The 15,131-nt window shown below is 53.9% G+C and carries 14 protein-coding genes; 4 read left to right on the forward strand and 10 right to left on the reverse strand.

The window, feature by feature from the left end; genetic code table 11:
• Nucleotides 1-35: 35 nt before the first annotated feature.
• The 4 genes from NST69_RS18670 to NST69_RS18685 form a co-directional block, all read right to left on the reverse strand.
• Complete coding sequence (locus NST69_RS18670; RefSeq protein ID WP_155991697.1) at nucleotides 36-209, reverse strand: hypothetical protein; 174 nt, start codon at nucleotides 207-209, stop codon at nucleotides 36-38.
• 83 nt (nucleotides 210-292) lie between these two features.
• Nucleotides 293-2,287, reverse strand: a complete 1,995-nt coding sequence (locus tag NST69_RS18675) for a chemotaxis protein CheA (RefSeq protein ID WP_245367972.1) — start codon at nucleotides 2,285-2,287, stop codon at nucleotides 293-295.
• Between the two features lie 15 nt (nucleotides 2,288-2,302).
• The gene (locus tag NST69_RS18680) at nucleotides 2,303-2,728 is read right to left on the reverse strand and encodes a chemotaxis protein CheW (RefSeq protein ID WP_036700854.1); all 426 of its coding nucleotides are present in this window, start codon (nucleotides 2,726-2,728) and stop codon (nucleotides 2,303-2,305) included.
• 23 nt (nucleotides 2,729-2,751) lie between these two features.
• Nucleotides 2,752-4,341, reverse strand: coding sequence for a methyl-accepting chemotaxis protein (locus tag NST69_RS18685; protein ID WP_340951798.1), 1,590 nt, complete (start codon nucleotides 4,339-4,341; stop codon nucleotides 2,752-2,754).
• Between the two features lie 308 nt (nucleotides 4,342-4,649).
• Here NST69_RS18685 and NST69_RS18690 point away from each other — a divergent pair, with 308 nt between their 5' ends.
• Both NST69_RS18690 and NST69_RS18695 read left to right on the forward strand, forming a co-directional pair.
• Nucleotides 4,650-5,987: a glycoside-pentoside-hexuronide (GPH):cation symporter gene (locus NST69_RS18690; RefSeq protein ID WP_340951794.1), complete on the forward strand. Its 1,338-nt coding sequence runs from the start codon at nucleotides 4,650-4,652 to the stop codon at nucleotides 5,985-5,987.
• 374 nt (nucleotides 5,988-6,361) lie between these two features.
• Nucleotides 6,362-7,117, forward strand: coding sequence for a PIG-L deacetylase family protein (locus tag NST69_RS18695; protein ID WP_340951790.1), 756 nt, complete (start codon nucleotides 6,362-6,364; stop codon nucleotides 7,115-7,117).
• A 421-nt stretch (nucleotides 7,118-7,538) separates the two neighbouring features.
• On the opposite strand, the gene NST69_RS18700 is transcribed toward NST69_RS18695, so the two are convergent.
• Both NST69_RS18700 and NST69_RS18705 read right to left on the reverse strand, forming a co-directional pair.
• On the reverse strand, nucleotides 7,539-8,369 hold the full coding sequence (locus NST69_RS18700; RefSeq protein WP_340951788.1) for a GNAT family N-acetyltransferase: 831 nt from the start codon (nucleotides 8,367-8,369) through the stop codon (nucleotides 7,539-7,541).
• Between the two features lie 2 nt (nucleotides 8,370-8,371).
• Nucleotides 8,372-9,310: an MBL fold metallo-hydrolase gene (locus tag NST69_RS18705; protein ID WP_340979678.1), complete on the reverse strand. Its 939-nt coding sequence runs from the start codon at nucleotides 9,308-9,310 to the stop codon at nucleotides 8,372-8,374.
• A 130-nt stretch (nucleotides 9,311-9,440) separates the two neighbouring features.
• Between NST69_RS18705 and NST69_RS18710 the strand changes: the two genes are divergently transcribed.
• A complete protein-coding gene (locus tag NST69_RS18710; protein ID WP_340951784.1) occupies nucleotides 9,441-10,478 on the forward strand; it encodes an asparaginase in 1,038 nt (345 codons plus the stop codon).
• Here the strand turns inward: NST69_RS18710 and NST69_RS18715 are convergent.
• Both NST69_RS18715 and NST69_RS18720 read right to left on the reverse strand, forming a co-directional pair.
• Nucleotides 10,475-11,887 (reverse strand): HAMP domain-containing sensor histidine kinase, encoded by a 1,413-nt coding sequence (locus NST69_RS18715; protein ID WP_340951783.1) that lies wholly within the window; start codon nucleotides 11,885-11,887, stop codon nucleotides 10,475-10,477. The genes NST69_RS18710 and NST69_RS18715 overlap by 4 nt on opposite strands.
• Nucleotides 11,884-12,591: a response regulator transcription factor gene (locus NST69_RS18720; RefSeq protein ID WP_340958032.1), complete on the reverse strand. Its 708-nt coding sequence runs from the start codon at nucleotides 12,589-12,591 to the stop codon at nucleotides 11,884-11,886. Before NST69_RS18720 ends, NST69_RS18715 begins: the two co-directional genes overlap by 4 nt.
• Nucleotides 12,592-12,747: 156 nt before the next feature.
• Between NST69_RS18720 and NST69_RS18725 the strand changes: the two genes are divergently transcribed.
• Complete coding sequence (locus NST69_RS18725; RefSeq protein ID WP_340951780.1) at nucleotides 12,748-13,419, forward strand: hypothetical protein; 672 nt, start codon at nucleotides 12,748-12,750, stop codon at nucleotides 13,417-13,419.
• A 96-nt stretch (nucleotides 13,420-13,515) separates the two neighbouring features.
• Here the strand turns inward: NST69_RS18725 and NST69_RS18730 are convergent, their stop codons facing one another.
• Both NST69_RS18730 and NST69_RS18735 read right to left on the reverse strand, forming a co-directional pair.
• Nucleotides 13,516-14,157: a cupin domain-containing protein gene (locus NST69_RS18730; protein ID WP_340951777.1), complete on the reverse strand. Its 642-nt coding sequence runs from the start codon at nucleotides 14,155-14,157 to the stop codon at nucleotides 13,516-13,518.
• A gap of 105 nt (nucleotides 14,158-14,262) precedes the next feature.
• Complete coding sequence (locus tag NST69_RS18735; protein WP_339218582.1) at nucleotides 14,263-15,117, reverse strand: methyl-accepting chemotaxis protein; 855 nt, start codon at nucleotides 15,115-15,117, stop codon at nucleotides 14,263-14,265.
• Between the last annotated feature and the right edge of the window lie 14 nt (nucleotides 15,118-15,131).

A 15,131-nucleotide genomic window follows, 5' to 3' on the forward strand; every position in this document is an offset into this window, starting at 1 on the left:
CTGCGGCTTTTCCGGTTATTAGGCGTTGCTATTCCTTAGAGCAGTTCCGCATTCTTCACGGCGTGTTCCCAGCTTGGAAAATAATACAGCGCACTTCTCATCAGCTCGGGCTCCTGCTGCTTGATCTGCTTCTTGTTCATCTTGCCCCCACCAGACTGAAGCTGCTTGATCCTACTGATAACTTCATCTGAAGCCATTGTAATATCCAACTCTTCACCCCTTTCCGGTGTTTCTTTCCATATTTTTCACCATTGCTGCCGGTTCTATACCAGACTGTGATAATGGAAAGTAATCAGTGGCTAACGAGATAAGAGGCATCCAGAATCAGAGCGACCCGGCCGTTACCCAGGATCGTTGCCCCGGACAGATGATTCATCGTCCCTAGATACGCGCCCAGGGACTTGATGACCACCTCCTGGTTGCCGATGATCTCATCGACTGCGAACGCAGCGATCCGGTCAACAGATCTTACAATCACGAGCGGAATCGTCTTGGAACGGCGCTCTGTGCGCGGATAATGCAGCTTGTCTCTGAGCCAGGAGAGCGGAACAATCCGCCCGTGGTTGATAATCGCCTGCTCCCCTTGAACGACCTGTATCTCTTCGGGGGAGATCCGCACAATCTCAGCCACATTATACATCGGTAGAATCAGAACACGCCCGGACACCTTGACCAGCAGCCCCTTGATAATAGCCAGCGTAAGCGGCAGACGGATTGTAAACAGAGTCCCTGCCCCCGGCTCGGTCTGAATATCTATGATTCCGTTGAGACGTCCAATCTGACTGCGGACAATATCCATCCCCACGCCCCGTCCAGACACTTCACTGACCTCAGAAGCTGTGGAGAAGCCTGGCTCGAAGATGAGACTAACGGCTTCCTGTGCAGTTAAATACCCTGCCTGTTCTTCTGTTATGATCCCTTTGCTGAGCGCAGAGGCTGTAATCCGGGCGGCATCGATGCCCTGTCCGTCATCCTCCAGACGAATCACGACCTGATTCTCCTCATGAAAAGAAGTAAGCGTAATTCTGCCCTTCGGAGCCTTGCCCTGCTGCACGCGCACCTCTGGACTCTCGATTCCGTGATCGGCGCTGTTACGGATCAAGTGGATTAGCGGATCACTCAGCTCTTCAATGATCATCCGGTCCAGCTCGGTCTCGCCTCCCTGAATCTGCAGCTCAATATCCTTACCCAGCTTCTGGGCCAAATCCCTGACCAGCCGCGGGAAACGGTTAAACAGCTGATCCATCGGCAGCATCCGGGTCTTCATGACTCCTTCCTGAAGCTCTTTGATAATTCCGCCCATATGATCCGATATCGAGCCGATATCAGGCAGAACCTTGGCGGGATCCGTACGTTGTCCATTAGCGCTCAGATCGGCCAGAGAGGTCTGCTCAATCAGCAGCTCCCCCACCAGATTCATCAGATGGTCCAGCCGCTCCACACTTACCCGGACGGTTGACTGTACCTCATGGGATTTCCCCTTGCCAGGAGTAGAGGACGAAGGTTCTGCAGGCACCGGTCCGGCCGTGGTCTGGACGTCAGTCCCGGCTGCAGGTGCGGGCACGAATGGTGTAATGACAATGCTCTCGACATCGGTCTCCCCTGCCAGCTGCTCGGACACCTGCCGGAGCTCGCGCGGGGAAGCAGCAATTACAGCAAATTGGCTGTAGCGGGCGTCTTCATCGGCTCCCGGCGCCGCCGGGGGCGCCAGGGCAGCAGCAATCACCGGCCCGCAGACCTCTTCGATACGCTGCAAGAGGATATAATGCCGGGCCGCCTTCATCTGGCAGTCCTCTCTCAAGGTGACTACCAGAGCCAGCAGCGAGTAGCCCGCTGCCACGGCCTCTTCCGCCTGAAGCAGCTCCGCTGCATTTAAGACCGGAAGCAGTACCGGCTGAAGTTCAGCCGGCTTATTAATCAGCGCCTTGATCTCCGCAACCACAGCTGAGCAGTCTGTAAATCCCTCCCCGCTGACATACTGAGTGCGCAGCAGCTTCATCGCATCCAGCGCCCGGAAGAGCGTATCAATCAGATTACCGGTAATCTCCGGCTTCTTCTCCCGCACCCACTCCAGCGCATACTCCACCTCATGCGTGAGATCGCTCATCTCGCGGAAGCCCATCGTGGAGGCAGAGCCCTTGATCGTATGGGCTGCGCGGAAGATCGTCTGAATCAGCTCAGCGGTTGGAGCATGCTCCAGCGCAAGCAGGGACTGGTCGATCCGCTCTAATTGCTCGTTCAGCTCTTCTATGAATATATCGCGGTAAGCCGACAGTTCCATCATCATTGCTTGTTCCCCTTTTTACCCGCCCAATATTTCTTCGAGCTTCAGAATACCGATCAGCTGGTCATCCCGCTGCCCCACTCCGTGGAACACCGCATCGCGGCTGCGGTTATGTCCGCCTGCCGGCGGATGAATCTCGGCGTACGTAGTCACCTTGTTCACCTTATCTACAATCAGTCCGACGAATTCCTCGCGGTAGTTAACCACAATAATTCTTGTGCTCCGGGTATAAGGCTCATCCGCCATTCCCAGCAGATTGCGCAGGCTCATGACACAGACCACCTTGCCGCGCAGATTGACTACACCTTTGACTTCATTCCGGCTGAAGGGGATATCTGTAATGCTGAGCATTTTGATAATCTCATGAATCTCTTCAATCCGGATGGCACAGGTCTCGGCTCCTACCGCAAGCTCGATATATTGTTCCTTCTGTAAGGACGACATGGCTTCACCTTCCGTCTGTTGAATTAATGGGTCTTGAATGCGGCTGCCGATTGGGCCAGCTCTTCAGACAGCAGGGCCAAAGCCTGGCAGGTTGTCGCTGTCTCTTCAGAAGCCGCTGCCGATTCCTCGCTGGAGGCCGCAATGGACTGAACCGAGTCCATCACTTCAGCAGCCTGGGCGGACTCCTCTTCGCAGGCGGCAGCAATCTCGTTGACCTTGAGTGAAGAGGTGTTGACCATCTTAATGATTTGCTCGAAGGCCTGGCTGGTCATCGAAGACTGCTCTACACTCTCAGCTACTGCCCTCACGCTCTGCTTCGTATTCTCCTGCATGACCTTGATAATCTTCGTAATCTCCTTCGTAGCATCGCTGCTGCGTTCAGCCAGCTTGCGGACCTCGTCCGCCACTACGGCGAAGCCGCGCCCCTGTTCTCCGGCACGCGCCGCTTCAATCGCTGCGTTCAGGGCCAGGAGATTGGTCTGCTCGGCAATATCGTCGATCACTTCGATGATATCCCCGATTTTGCTGGAGTCGTCTTCAAGCTGCTTCATCTGGTGGTTCACCGTCTGCATTCCTTGCAGGGAAGTCTCCACCACATATCCGCCTTCCCGGGCGGTCCGTACGGTATCATTGGAGAGCTCTGCCGCTTCCTCGGCACTGGAGGCCACAGAATCAATCGCCAGCGACAGCTCCTTGAACAGCTCGGTGATATTGGTCGCTGCCGCCGACTGGTTCGTGCTGGTGCTGGCAATCTCCTGGGTGCTCGCTGAGATCTGTTCGGAAGAGGCGGCAACGCTCTGAGAGTTCATCACAATCCCGTTGATTAATTCCTTCAGGTTATGAACCATCCGGTTCAGGGCTGTGGCAAGCTGTCCGACTTCATCCTTAGTAGATATATCCGCTTGCTGCGTCAGATTTCCATTAGCCACTTCTGTAGCTACATGCAGCATCTGCATCAGGGGTCTGGAGATCGATCTTGCGATCAGGTAGCCGATCATAATACTGAGGATGACCGCCGCAATGACTACCGAGATTGTAAGGATGAACGCCGAGGAATAAGCGGATTGTGAATGGTTGTTCGCCTCATCTGCCAGCTCAACATTCACTTTGATCAGACCATCCAGATTGTTCAGCACATTCTGCCCCTGGACGGTCAACTGTGTAGTCAGAAATGTATTAAAAGCAGCCGCATCATCTTGCTCCGCCAGAACCAGCGCCTGATCGAACAACTTCTCATAGCTTGCATACTCCTGGTCAAACGAGGCCAGCAGTTCCTTTTCACGGGCAGTGGTCGCCAGCGGACGGTAGTTATCCACCTTTTGGACAATTTCCTGACGGCCTGAGGCAATCTTTTGCTTATAATCGGTAATTTTATCTGTATCTGTTGTATTGCTCATATCCCGTGTATAGACCCGGTTAAGCTGATAGCTGATCTCGGCGGCAGACAAATCTCTGACCGAGATCAGGTTATTGCTGTACATTTCCTTCATATTCTGATTGCTGGTGCGCAGGGATAAGACCGAATAGACTCCAAGTCCTGCCAGGATTAAAGAGACGATCAAAAAAGCGGAGACGATCTTTGTAGCTGTTTTCAAATTCCCGAACCATTTCATGTGGCTTCCCCCTGTGGTTAACATCTTAGCGTCCTTCTTGTCGGCGTTAATCTTACACTCCCCTATCAGCCGGCGGGACATCATTAGCTATATTTCGACATTTTATATCAAAAAAATTATATTCTAATTTGTGTTTTTCATATTTTTTTCGTTTATCTCAGTGTAAATTTCCCCTTTACAAATCGAAATGTTTACTATTCCGTAGTTTGATGCAGAATCCGCTTGACAGAACATAGAAATAAGTTATAAATAGACATAATTAGTAAACGATTCAATCCCATTTTATCCCCCGCGAAAAGAGGCTTGTCATGTCAGCAAAAGTACCTGTGGCCGAAAAACTGGTGTTCTCAGGCGGTCTGCTGGGCCAGAATATGCTCTACAGCTTCATGTCGATGTACATCCTGTTCTTCTATACGGATCTGCTGGGAATTCCGGCAACCACCGCCAGCGTCATTCTGGTCGCAGCAAGTATTATCGATGCTTGTCTTGATCCGCTGATGGGCATGATTACCGACAAAACACGCTCCAGATGGGGGAAATTCAGGCCTTACCTGCTGTTCGCCCCTTGTCTGATCGCGCTGGCGACCGTCCTCTGCTTCTGGGACTTCGGCGGTTCCCGGACTGTGACTCTTGTAATCGCTACTGTCTCTTACCTGCTATGGGGAATGCTGTACACGGTCTGTGACACGCCGCTCTGGGCCTTGTCGTCCGTAGTCTCCACTGATCCGGGGGAACGCACCTTATTCGTCACACTGGGCAAAATCGGCGGAACGCTCGGCGCAGTCGTTATCACCATCGGCGGTATCCAGCTTCTGCTCGCCTTCGGCGGAGAACGGAATACGCAGGCTTATCTGTACTCGGCAATCATTATCGGGGTCATTGCGGCGTTATCGATCTTCCTGACCGGGATGCTCACCAAGGAACGGGTCGTCCCTTCCGCTGAGAAGATATCCTTCCGCCAGAACCTGCAAACGGTGTACAAAAACAAGCCGCTGCTCACCCTGCTCGCCTCTCTCTTGATTATCAACCTGGTCAACGGTATCCGGCAGAGCATTCAGCTCTATTATGTGGTCTATGTCTGGGGGGACGCGGGGTATGCCACGCAGGTCGGGATCAGTCTGGTGGCCGGTATGCTGCTGGGGATGATCGCTACGCCGCCGCTGCTGCGCCTCTTCGCCAAGAAGAAAATATTCATTGTCTCCTGCATTCTGGGGAGCGTAGCCTGCATCCTGCCTTATCTGCTGGGTGACCATAATGTATTGAACACCCTGGTGTTCTTTGGGGTCAGCTTCTTTTTCTCGGGCATGACGACGATTGTCAGTACCTCGATGCTGCTCGATACGATCGATTATTCGGAATGGAAGCTGGGCTTCCGGGGCGAGGGCATTGTGTTCTCAACGAACACTTTCATTACCAAGTTCAGCGGAGCGGTATCGCGGATGATTATCGGAGCCAGTCTCGGCCTGCTAAGCTATGTGGAGAATCAGCCGGCGACTCCGCAGCTCCAGCACGGCCTTAGCTTCGTGATGTTCCTGCTGCCTGCACTCTGCTTCCTGGCCGCTATTCTGCCGATTCTCTTCTATAATATAACGGAGAAGCAGCGGGTGCAGATCCTGAGCGATCTGAATCACAGCCGGTCCCTGTAGTGGGGTCCCATGCTCATGTTCTCTAACTTGCCCTTCCGGCTCCCGCTTCCTTTTGTTTTTCCCTGATTGAATCGTTCATGGTCAGGGGGGCGGCAGGCGTAACGGACTCAGTTGCACTTACTTCTGGCAAAAGCCACGATTGGAGCAAGTTACGGACCCTACGGCCTTTATTGCCGGATTTTCTGCGCCGTAACATTGATTATGGAGCGAATAAGACCGCCTCAGTCCGCAAGGCAACCCAATAGGCTATTTTCTTGTAAATAACGGCTCTCCGGTCCGTAAGGAGCAGGCCCGGTTGAGTGATTTCTCTTCACCCAACCTACAGAGGGGCTAACTGTACCCTCATCACAGATTAATAGGGAGGTATTTGGATTATGGATATATCCACACTAGCAGCGCTGATGTCCCCTCCGGATCTTAGCGGATGCCGGACGGCATTATGTATACAGCCGCACCCGGACGATAATGAGGTGGGCATGGGCGGCACGATCGCCGCATTCGCCGAGAGGGGTTGCGAGATTCACTATCTGACGATCACGAACGGGGATTTGGGCGCGGTGGACGAGCAGGTCTCTTCCGCCGAGATCGCTGCCATCCGCGCAAGCGAACTCGAAGCGGCCGGAAGATCGCTGGGGGCCACCGTGTTCCACCAACTGGACCATGGCGACGGTACACTGGAGCATATCCCAGCCCTCGCGGGGGAGATCGCCGAGATCATCCGGACGGTTCAGCCGGACTTGATACTGTGTCCTGATCCTTGGCTGAGCTATGAGGCGCATTATGACCATATCGTTACCGGCAGGGCCGCAGCCCAGGCTGTGCTGTCCTCCGGGCTGCCCCTGTATCCGAGAGGCACCCTTACCCGGCCATGGCAGCCGAAGGCCATCGGCTTCTACTTCACCGCTGAGCCTAATACGGTCATCGACATCACGGATCACTTCGAGCGCAAGTTCGCGGCCATGGCTCTGCACCGCAGCCAGTTCAATGAAGAGCAGCTGGCCATGTACCGGTTCTATTTCGGCGAGCAAGGCCGCCAGCTGGCCGAAGGCAGGGGCTTCGAGCTGGGGGAAGGGCTGAAGGTGTTGTCACCGCTGCACCTGCACTGCTTTGTGGATGCCCGCCGGATATGACGGCTGAGTGCTGGGGCATGTGCTGGCGGGGGCGCTAGGTTGCAGGGGTTTGAGTTGGCGGGGCATGAAGTGCTGGGGCGTTGAGTGGCTGAGAAGCTAGGCTAACGGAAGTTGAGCCGATATTGCGCACGCCACACAATTCGCAGGTGCCCCCACCTTCCCTTCAACAAACTAGTGGAAAAACGTATCTTAATTCAGCAATTCCCGGCATTTGCAGGTACACAAGTGGAAAAACAGCATCTAATTTTGTCTATTTCCCCATCTAAGCGGAAGTGCGATTTATTAAGTGCCGTTTTTCCAACTATGGTCCTAGCAGTCGCCAATCATTCATCAGCAAGTGTAGAAAATCCACCTATTGTACCGCCCATGTAACGCAAATGAGCAGCAATCCCCCATCTATGCGGAGATTTGCTGCTCTTTGTTAAGCGGGAAGCTCGGACAAACGGTAGTAGGGGATGTTCAATGCAGGCTTGAAGCCCAGCTTCTGCGCCAGTCTGTACGAGCCCACATTCTCTTGGCGGCAGCCCCAGACAGGCTCCAAACCCTGCTCCAGACAGTAATCGATTAGCTTGCAGCACACTGAGAAGGCGAAATACTTTCCCCGGTGACCCGGTGCCGATTCGATTCCAATCTCCAGTTGATCCGTTGTCCGGTAAGCCGAGAAGGCGCTGGAGGCCTGCTTGCCCTCCCACAATAAAGTGTATCCTCGGCCTGAGGTCAGGAAGTGCTCCGCGTCACGCCAGAAATACCGGGGAATCACCGCACCCGTCTGCTCGCCGAATCCTTCGCCGTCCATCTGGACAATCTCAGCATCCTGCCGGTACCATTGCGCCTTCGCGCGGTAATAGACCTCCGGATCGAACATAAAATTCACCCGGGTCTGTATGTACATTCTGCGTGTATCGTCCGCGTCAAGCCGTGCATTATGCTCAGGAAGCATAGCTTCAATCAGCCGGTCCCAGTCCCCTGCCGGATCAGCCTGCAGCCATTCCGCTGAATGCCGGTGCCCCGCCTTGTTCGTAATATAGTCCGATAAGCTCCGGTTAAACTCCTCATTGCCCGAATCCCCATAGACCAGCGACATCCCGTATTCATGAGCCACGTAGAAGGTACGCGGGTTATGTACAGAGTCCACATACACACTGCCTGTCGTCTGCCCGCTCAGAACTCCTTCAGCGAACAGCGTGTTGATCTTGACTTCCTTTAACAGCGGCCAGGCAAGGGCGTAATCCCGGCTATCTAGCTTCAGCATGCTTATCTCCCTCTTTTCTTAGGATCAGTATAGGTATTGAACAACCAGCGGAAATTCCACTCGAAGATATGAGACCCCTCCCATGTATCAAAAGGCTCAGGGATTCCCTTGGCTATCCAGTGCTCTGCACTTTCTCTGCTTCGGGCTGCCGTTGCAGCGTACTCCTGAATCTCTTTGAGGTAGCGCAGCATGTCAGGGATACTCTCCCGTCCGGCAACATCTCCATGTCCTGGAATCAGCCGTGTGAAATCAATTTCCCCGCCAATCTGCTCTATAATAGTTGTCCATGCTTCTGGGAACCCATGGAGCATCGCCGGGTGGAACCTGTTCAGGACCAGATCCCCTGCGATCAGCACCTGAACATCTGCAACGTACACCATAGCATCGCTGAGGGTATGACCGCCGCCATACGTGAACAGATGCAGTGAACGAGCTGATCCGTGAATATCCACACTATCCTTGAAGGTCACCGCTGCTGTCACTCTCCGGATTGTTGGCGTAGCCTCCAGCAACGCCTGTTTGTCCGATATTTCATTAATGAGCGCCTGCCGTAGACGGGAATCCGTAGCAGTATTTCTTTTCTCCTGTAATCCTGTGATCTGCTTCCGCAGACCATCCTGCCATTCCTCCAAAGCGGGTGGCGCATGCGTTCTCAGCACCTCACGGGTAAGCTCTGTCGATAGAATGATACTGTCCGAAAACTCCTGATTGCCGTAATGGTGATCCCCGTGATAGTGAGTATTAATTATGTATTTGACCGGCTTCCCTGTCAGCTTCTCTGCCTTTTCCCGCAGCAGTCTGGCTGCTGCCGGCAGGTTGAAGGTATCCACTACGACTGTAGAATCCCCAAGATCGATGATTGACGCATTGCCTACCGCGCCCAGGCCCGGAATAACAATCGCGGCCCACACTCCCTGCGCTACTTCCTCTACCCTGAACATACAGATCCTCCCATTTATATTTTCACACTTATTATACCTTAGTATGTCACCCATAGAGGAATGAATGTTATAATACTCTCAATGTCATGCGAATGACTGAATTCTGGCTCAACCTGAAAGGAAACAACCTATGATGAATACTATTCCCGAAGTGAATTTCACCGCTTCCCCTTACTATAATCCCGGCCTCAAAAATGTAGTCATCCTCGCCACCGGCGGTACCATTGCCGGCAGCGGCGAAGCTCATAAAACCTTGAATTATGAGCCCGGCGCCCTGCCCGTGCAGGATCTGCTGGATAGTGTACCACACCTGGAACGGCTGGCGAATTGCGCCGGGGTACAGGTCAGTAATCTGTGCAGCGCCGATATTACCAGCGAACACTGGCTTACCCTGGCAACGTACATTAACACGCTTGCCCTACGGGAGGATGTGCACGGATTCGTCATCACCCACGGCACCGACACCCTCGATGAGACGTCTTACTTCCTGAACCTGGTGATTAAGACCGACAAGCCGGTAATCATTACCGGATCTATGCGCCCGGCTACCGCAATCAGTGCCGATGGACCCCTGAATCTGTATCAGTCCGTAGCACTGGCGGCGAATCCCGAGGCTTCCGGCCAAGGCGTGATGGTTGTGTTTGCTGAGGGCATCTATAGCGGGCGGGATGTACAAAAGGTGAACACCTTCAAGGCCAACGCCTTCGATGAGCGCGATTTCGGCTGCCTGGGATATATGCGTGACAGCCATGCCTTCTTCTATACGCGCACCTTGAAGCGGCATACCACCGCAACCCAGTTCGATGTATCTGTTATGCAGGAGCTGCCGGAAGTATCCGTAGCTTATTTCCATGTGGATGCCAATCCCGGGATTCTGGATTATCTGGCCACGATCTCCAAGGGGATTGTGATTGCCGGTGCAGGCGGAGGCATCTACAGCAAACCGTGGATTGATAAAGTCGGCGAGCTGAAGAATAATAATATCCCTGTTGTCCGCTGCTCGCGGATTTCCAGCGGAATTACACTCAAGGATTCCTACATTGATTTGTCCGCCAATTCCATTCCGTGCAACAGCCTGGTCCCGCAAAAAGCCAGAATCCTGCTCTCCCTAGCTCTGACGCAAACCACCGGCTACGATGAAATAGCCGCAATGTTCAACGAGTATTAAACGCTGCACGCAGATGGCGTGAACTCAAAGGTGAAGACTGCGCCGCCCTCCGGACGGTTCCGGGCACTAAGCTCTCCGCCGCAGCGTTCCACAATAGCACGTGCGATGGCGAGTCCCAGCCCGGATTCGCCATTTTTCCCTTTGACGAACCTGTGAAACAGACTGGACAGCAGCTCCTGCGCAATACCCGGACCATCGTCAGCAACCGTTAATGTAATCCTTCCCCTGCTTGTATGCACCTCTACATCAATACGCTTCTCGGCATAACGGGCCGCATTGGATAATACGTTCAGCAGAGCTTGCAGCAGCTTATCCCGGTCCGCTCTTACCATCCCCCCATGGTCCCCGGAGACTATCGGATGTAGCGACAGCTTCCTTGCCGCCAGTAGCGGATTGACCCGCTCCACCGCCTCGCTCAGCAGCTCCTCCAGATCCGTATCCTCAGCCTGGTAAATATCCTCTTCACTGTCCAGCTTCGCCAGAAGGGTCATTTCGCTGACCAGATCACGTAAACGCCCGCTTTCACTCAGAATAATATCCAGTCCTTTACGGACGCCCTCTCCTTCAAATATCCCGTCCCTAATGCCCTCCGCATAACCGGCTATCGACATCAGCGGAGACTTCAGCTCATGCGAGGCATTCTGGAAAAACTGCTTCTGCACCCGGTTGAACCGGTGCAGCTCACCGGCCATCTCGTATACTGCCCTGGCGACAGAACCGATTTCACCTCCCGCCCGGATCAGATTCACCTCGGCAAACCGGCGGCTTTTCACTTTGTGGAGCTCCTGACGCAGGCTGATCAGCGGATCAATCAGCTTCCGCGTAATGAACAGGCTGAACAGGAGCATCGCTGCCGCTCCCGCAGCAAAGACAAGGATCAGCCGCTTCAGCAGCGACTGCTCGATGACCTTGATTCTGCTGACAGGCGTTAGCAAGGTGAGTTTGCCTTGGGGGAGCGTGTTGACTTGCACCAGATAACGCGGATCATTGCCGTCCCATAAGCTCTGCAGGCTCCCCTGCTCTATAGCTGTGATATCCACTGTTACTCCGGACTGCACGGGCAGGGCCGGGATACTTCCCGAGACCACATTCCCCTGCTGGTCGCTCACGATGGCCTGTACTCCGCTGTAGAGCGTAGGATATGGAGCCGTAAGCGGCTCGCTTTTTCCCACTGTGAATGCCCCTCCTTCCGTGAATGGAGCCCGCTGCAGACTCGCTGTAAGGGAAGCGCCAAGCGTCCTTAATCCCTCTTGCTCCTTGCCAATGAAATGGTCCATCAGCACATAATGGATCATCACTCCCGTGATAGACAGGACCAGCAGCAGAGACAGCCCAAAAGCAAAGTTGATCTGATGCACCAGCTTCAGCTTTTTCATCCGCTGGTTTAGCCTTTCCGCCATACTCTTCATTTCTGCACCTCTCTCATACGGTAGCCGTGACCCCAGACCGATTCCAGCGGCAGGCCGTCCATTTTTTTGCGGATGCGCTTGATCAGATGGTCGACAGCGCGGTCGCTGCCGAAATAATCCTCTCCCCAGACATGGCCCAGCAGCTCTTCGCGCGTAAAGGCCCGGTTCGGACTTCCCGCAAAGACCATCAGCATCAGGAACTCCTTGCTGGTCAGCTCCACTTCAGCTCCCCGCCAGAAGGATCTTCTCTCCTCAGGATGCAGCAGCAGACTGCCCAGCTCTAGCCCTGTATGCACAGCAGGCAGAACAGCAGCAGACCAGGAGGGGTGAAGACGCTCCCACCTTTTCAACTGGCGGTTGATCCGGGCTACCAGCTCACGGGGACTGAAGGGCTTGACCAGATAATCGTCGCTCCCAAGCTCAAGACCCAGGATTTTATCCACTTCACTATCTTTAGCAGAGATCATAATGATCGGCACCTCCGCTTCATCACGGATACGCCTGCACAGCTCATAGCCGTCCATTCCCGGAAGCATAATATCGAGCACCCACATGCCGGGAGGATCATTCTTCCATAAATCCCACGCCTCTTCGGCACTTCCAAGACCAATCGTCCGGTAATTCTCCCTATGTAAATAAGCTTCCACCAGATTGCGTATATTCTCGTCATCGTCCACAACGGCAATGACCGTTTGATTGTTCATCCAGGTACCCTCCATGATTTTCTCTTCTCCATTATAGCAAGCGGCTGAGCGGGATAGGGCACTGCCATTGTTTTTCCACATTGCTGACCCTCTCCTGCCACAGAAGCCCGCTATAGTGAGAGCTGTAAGACAAACCACCTGAAGGAGTGTTCGTATATGAATCGTCTAATCGTGAAAAGAATGGCTCTATCCACCCTGCTGCTGTCCAGTATCGCCACCCCGGTCTTCGCGGATACGGAAATCGCACCGCACCCGGTACAGGGACCCACTGCCATTATAAGCACGGCCGCTGCAGCCACACCAGACAGTAAACTGCTCCCCATGCTTGAACCACAGGTTCTGAGCCTGGTGAACAGCTATGCACCGGAAACATCCCAGGACTGGCGGGATACGCTCAGCCGATTCCATGATTTTACAAGCACGAAGGCGCTTAACGTGGTTCTCACCACGCCAATGTCTGCCGCTCCATGGACAGAAAAAACCGGCATTCTGGATGTGCAATTAGCCATGCCTGGAACATTGACGGACGCAGAAACGGTTCCGCTTGCCACTGTGCCGGAATACGGGACAACTGGGGGCAGTGTTAAGGCAGTTCCGTCCGCCTCAGCAGCTGCAAACCTCACACTAACGGTACCTGACTCTCTGGAATCCGGCAAGCTTGCCAATGTGGTAACCTTACATGCGGCGTATATCGACGGCCTTTTCAAAGCACAGGTTGCACTGGCAGAGGCTGCACAAGCCACAGATGCAACAGCAATTAAGCAGGCACTGTCCGAACTGCTGAGTCAATATAAGGACCTTAACCACAAGCTGGAAGAAGCGAAATAAACCACGCACACCCTGTATTCCATAAAAAAGCAGACCAAGGAATTTCTCCCTGGCCTGCTTTTTCTTTTCAGATCATTAATACAGCGTAGCCACCGCCTAGCGGCGCGGATACATCGGATAAGGATAGAATGCCGCCGCAGGCTGCTGGGCTGCGTAGGCGGGCATGCTTTTGGCGGGCGGGCCTATGTTCATTCCCCCGGCAGACCCTGCCACGGCGCAGCCCGGAGGCGGTCCAAGAATAATCGATTCCTTCAGCGGGGCCACGGCCTTGGCGTACTCTTCTTCATTGATACAATAGGCGCGCTGGATTACCTCTGCGGGAACAGCCCGCAGGAAGTCTGAACCAAACACAATATCCGGTGTCGGCGCATCGAAGATCGTCAGGAAATGGGCTTGTTCGCTCTCAGCCAGAATCCAGTGGAACCAGCCCTTCGGGAAGACAGCGATTTGTCCGGCCTGCAGATGATAGGTCATCAGCTTCTGGGTGAACGGATCGAACACGGAGGTAATCAGCTCACCGCTAATCACGAAGACCATCTCTGTCACATTCGTGTGCCAGTGCGGCTGGACGATGAAGCCTTTGCTCATATGGGCATTGAAGAACCCGTTACGTATCGCCGGAAGCTGCTCTCCAAAAAGCTGCGTAATATAATTGTTCGCATCCCGCTTATAATTAAGCACCTGGTTAGAATCGGCGGCAAGCTTCAGGTCCGGTGCCTGCAATACTGGATCAAGCATGATTTGTTCCTCCTCAGACTGGATTATAGCCTTAAGTAACACTGGGCATTCGTCCAGATACTGTATGCAGGGGAGGAACTCTTTGACACTAGAGACAGGTGCGGATTAGATCAGACGAGCGATACTCTCAATCTCCACGGCGGAGGCTGCAAGCTGCTGCATCGAGGCGGTGATCTCCTCTGTGGCTGCGGCCTGGCGTTCGCTTTGCGCCAGACAATCTGTAAGCACAGCATCCATCTGGTTAATCTTCTGCTTGATCATCTGCAGAATGCCGGCAATATCCTTCGCCGATGAAGCACTGGATACCGACATTTTGCGGATCTCCTGGGCCACGATGCCGAAGCCCCGTCCATGCTCAGCCGCATGGGCCGCTTCAATCGCTGCATTCAGCCCCAGCAGATTGGAGTTGTCTGCCACCTTGCGGATGAAATCCAGAATCTCGTCCGTCTGCTGCAGATCCTCAACCACCTTCTGGCCCAGCTCCTTCAGATCCCCGACGGTATTCGCCAGATCCGAGGCCGTGCCCGCAATCTCTACCGAAGTCGAGCTGATCTCGTCAGAGGTCACCGCCAGCGCATTCGCTGCATCGCTGAGCGTTACCTGATTGCTGAGGCTGATTCCAATCGTAAATACGCCAATTACCGCCCCGTTCCGGTCACGGACCGGCATTGATGAGGACTTGAAGGGTATCCCGTAGACTTCTTTGGGAATAGTGGCGCTGACTTCTTCTCCACTCTCCAGCGCTGCCCGGATTCCCCCACTTGGCGGAATGGGACTCCCATCTCCGACCCGGGCATGGAGCTCTTTGCCCGGCAGATGATAGATGAACTTCTCCACATCGGTTAAGGCAAACATTACATCCAGTGGAAAGAGACGCTGCACCAGCGGCAGAGATATTTTTAGAGCCTCCAGCAACTGGTCCATTTCTGATTCTTTTTCTAATTCGTGATCGGTACTCATTGCTTCAACAGCTC

Source organism: Paenibacillus sp. FSL P2-0089 (genome assembly GCF_038595095.1).
Classification (GTDB): Bacteria; Bacillota; Bacilli; order Paenibacillales; family Paenibacillaceae; genus Paenibacillus_AQ; species Paenibacillus_AQ silagei.

What these genes read in the sequence shown, in the direction of transcription:
- NST69_RS18690 (WP_340951794.1), top strand. Translation starts at nt 4,650, where the DNA reads ATGTCAGCAAAAGTACCTGTGGCCGAAAAACTGGTGTTCTCAGGCGGT.
- NST69_RS18685 (WP_340951798.1), bottom strand. Translation starts at nt 4,341, where the DNA reads ATGAAATGGTTCGGGAATTTGAAAACAGCTACAAAGATCGTCTCCGCT.
- NST69_RS18725 (WP_340951780.1), top strand. Translation starts at nt 12,748, where the DNA reads ATGAATCGTCTAATCGTGAAAAGAATGGCTCTATCCACCCTGCTGCTG.
- NST69_RS18675 (WP_245367972.1), bottom strand. Translation starts at nt 2,287, where the DNA reads ATGATGATGGAACTGTCGGCTTACCGCGATATATTCATAGAAGAGCTG.
- NST69_RS18705 (WP_340979678.1), bottom strand. Translation starts at nt 9,310, where the DNA reads ATGTTCAGGGTAGAGGAAGTAGCGCAGGGAGTGTGGGCCGCGATTGTT.
- NST69_RS18700 (WP_340951788.1), bottom strand. Translation starts at nt 8,369, where the DNA reads ATGCTGAAGCTAGATAGCCGGGATTACGCCCTTGCCTGGCCGCTGTTA.
- NST69_RS18735 (WP_339218582.1), bottom strand. Translation starts at nt 15,117, where the DNA reads ATGAGTACCGATCACGAATTAGAAAAAGAATCAGAAATGGACCAGTTG.
- NST69_RS18730 (WP_340951777.1), bottom strand. Translation starts at nt 14,157, where the DNA reads ATGCTTGATCCAGTATTGCAGGCACCGGACCTGAAGCTTGCCGCCGAT.
- NST69_RS18715 (WP_340951783.1), bottom strand. Translation starts at nt 11,887, where the DNA reads ATGAAGAGTATGGCGGAAAGGCTAAACCAGCGGATGAAAAAGCTGAAG.
- NST69_RS18720 (WP_340958032.1), bottom strand. Translation starts at nt 12,591, where the DNA reads ATGAACAATCAAACGGTCATTGCCGTTGTGGACGATGACGAGAATATA.
- NST69_RS18710 (WP_340951784.1), top strand. Translation starts at nt 9,441, where the DNA reads ATGATGAATACTATTCCCGAAGTGAATTTCACCGCTTCCCCTTACTAT.
- NST69_RS18680 (WP_036700854.1), bottom strand. Translation starts at nt 2,728, where the DNA reads ATGTCGTCCTTACAGAAGGAACAATATATCGAGCTTGCGGTAGGAGCC.
- NST69_RS18695 (WP_340951790.1), top strand. Translation starts at nt 6,362, where the DNA reads ATGGATATATCCACACTAGCAGCGCTGATGTCCCCTCCGGATCTTAGC.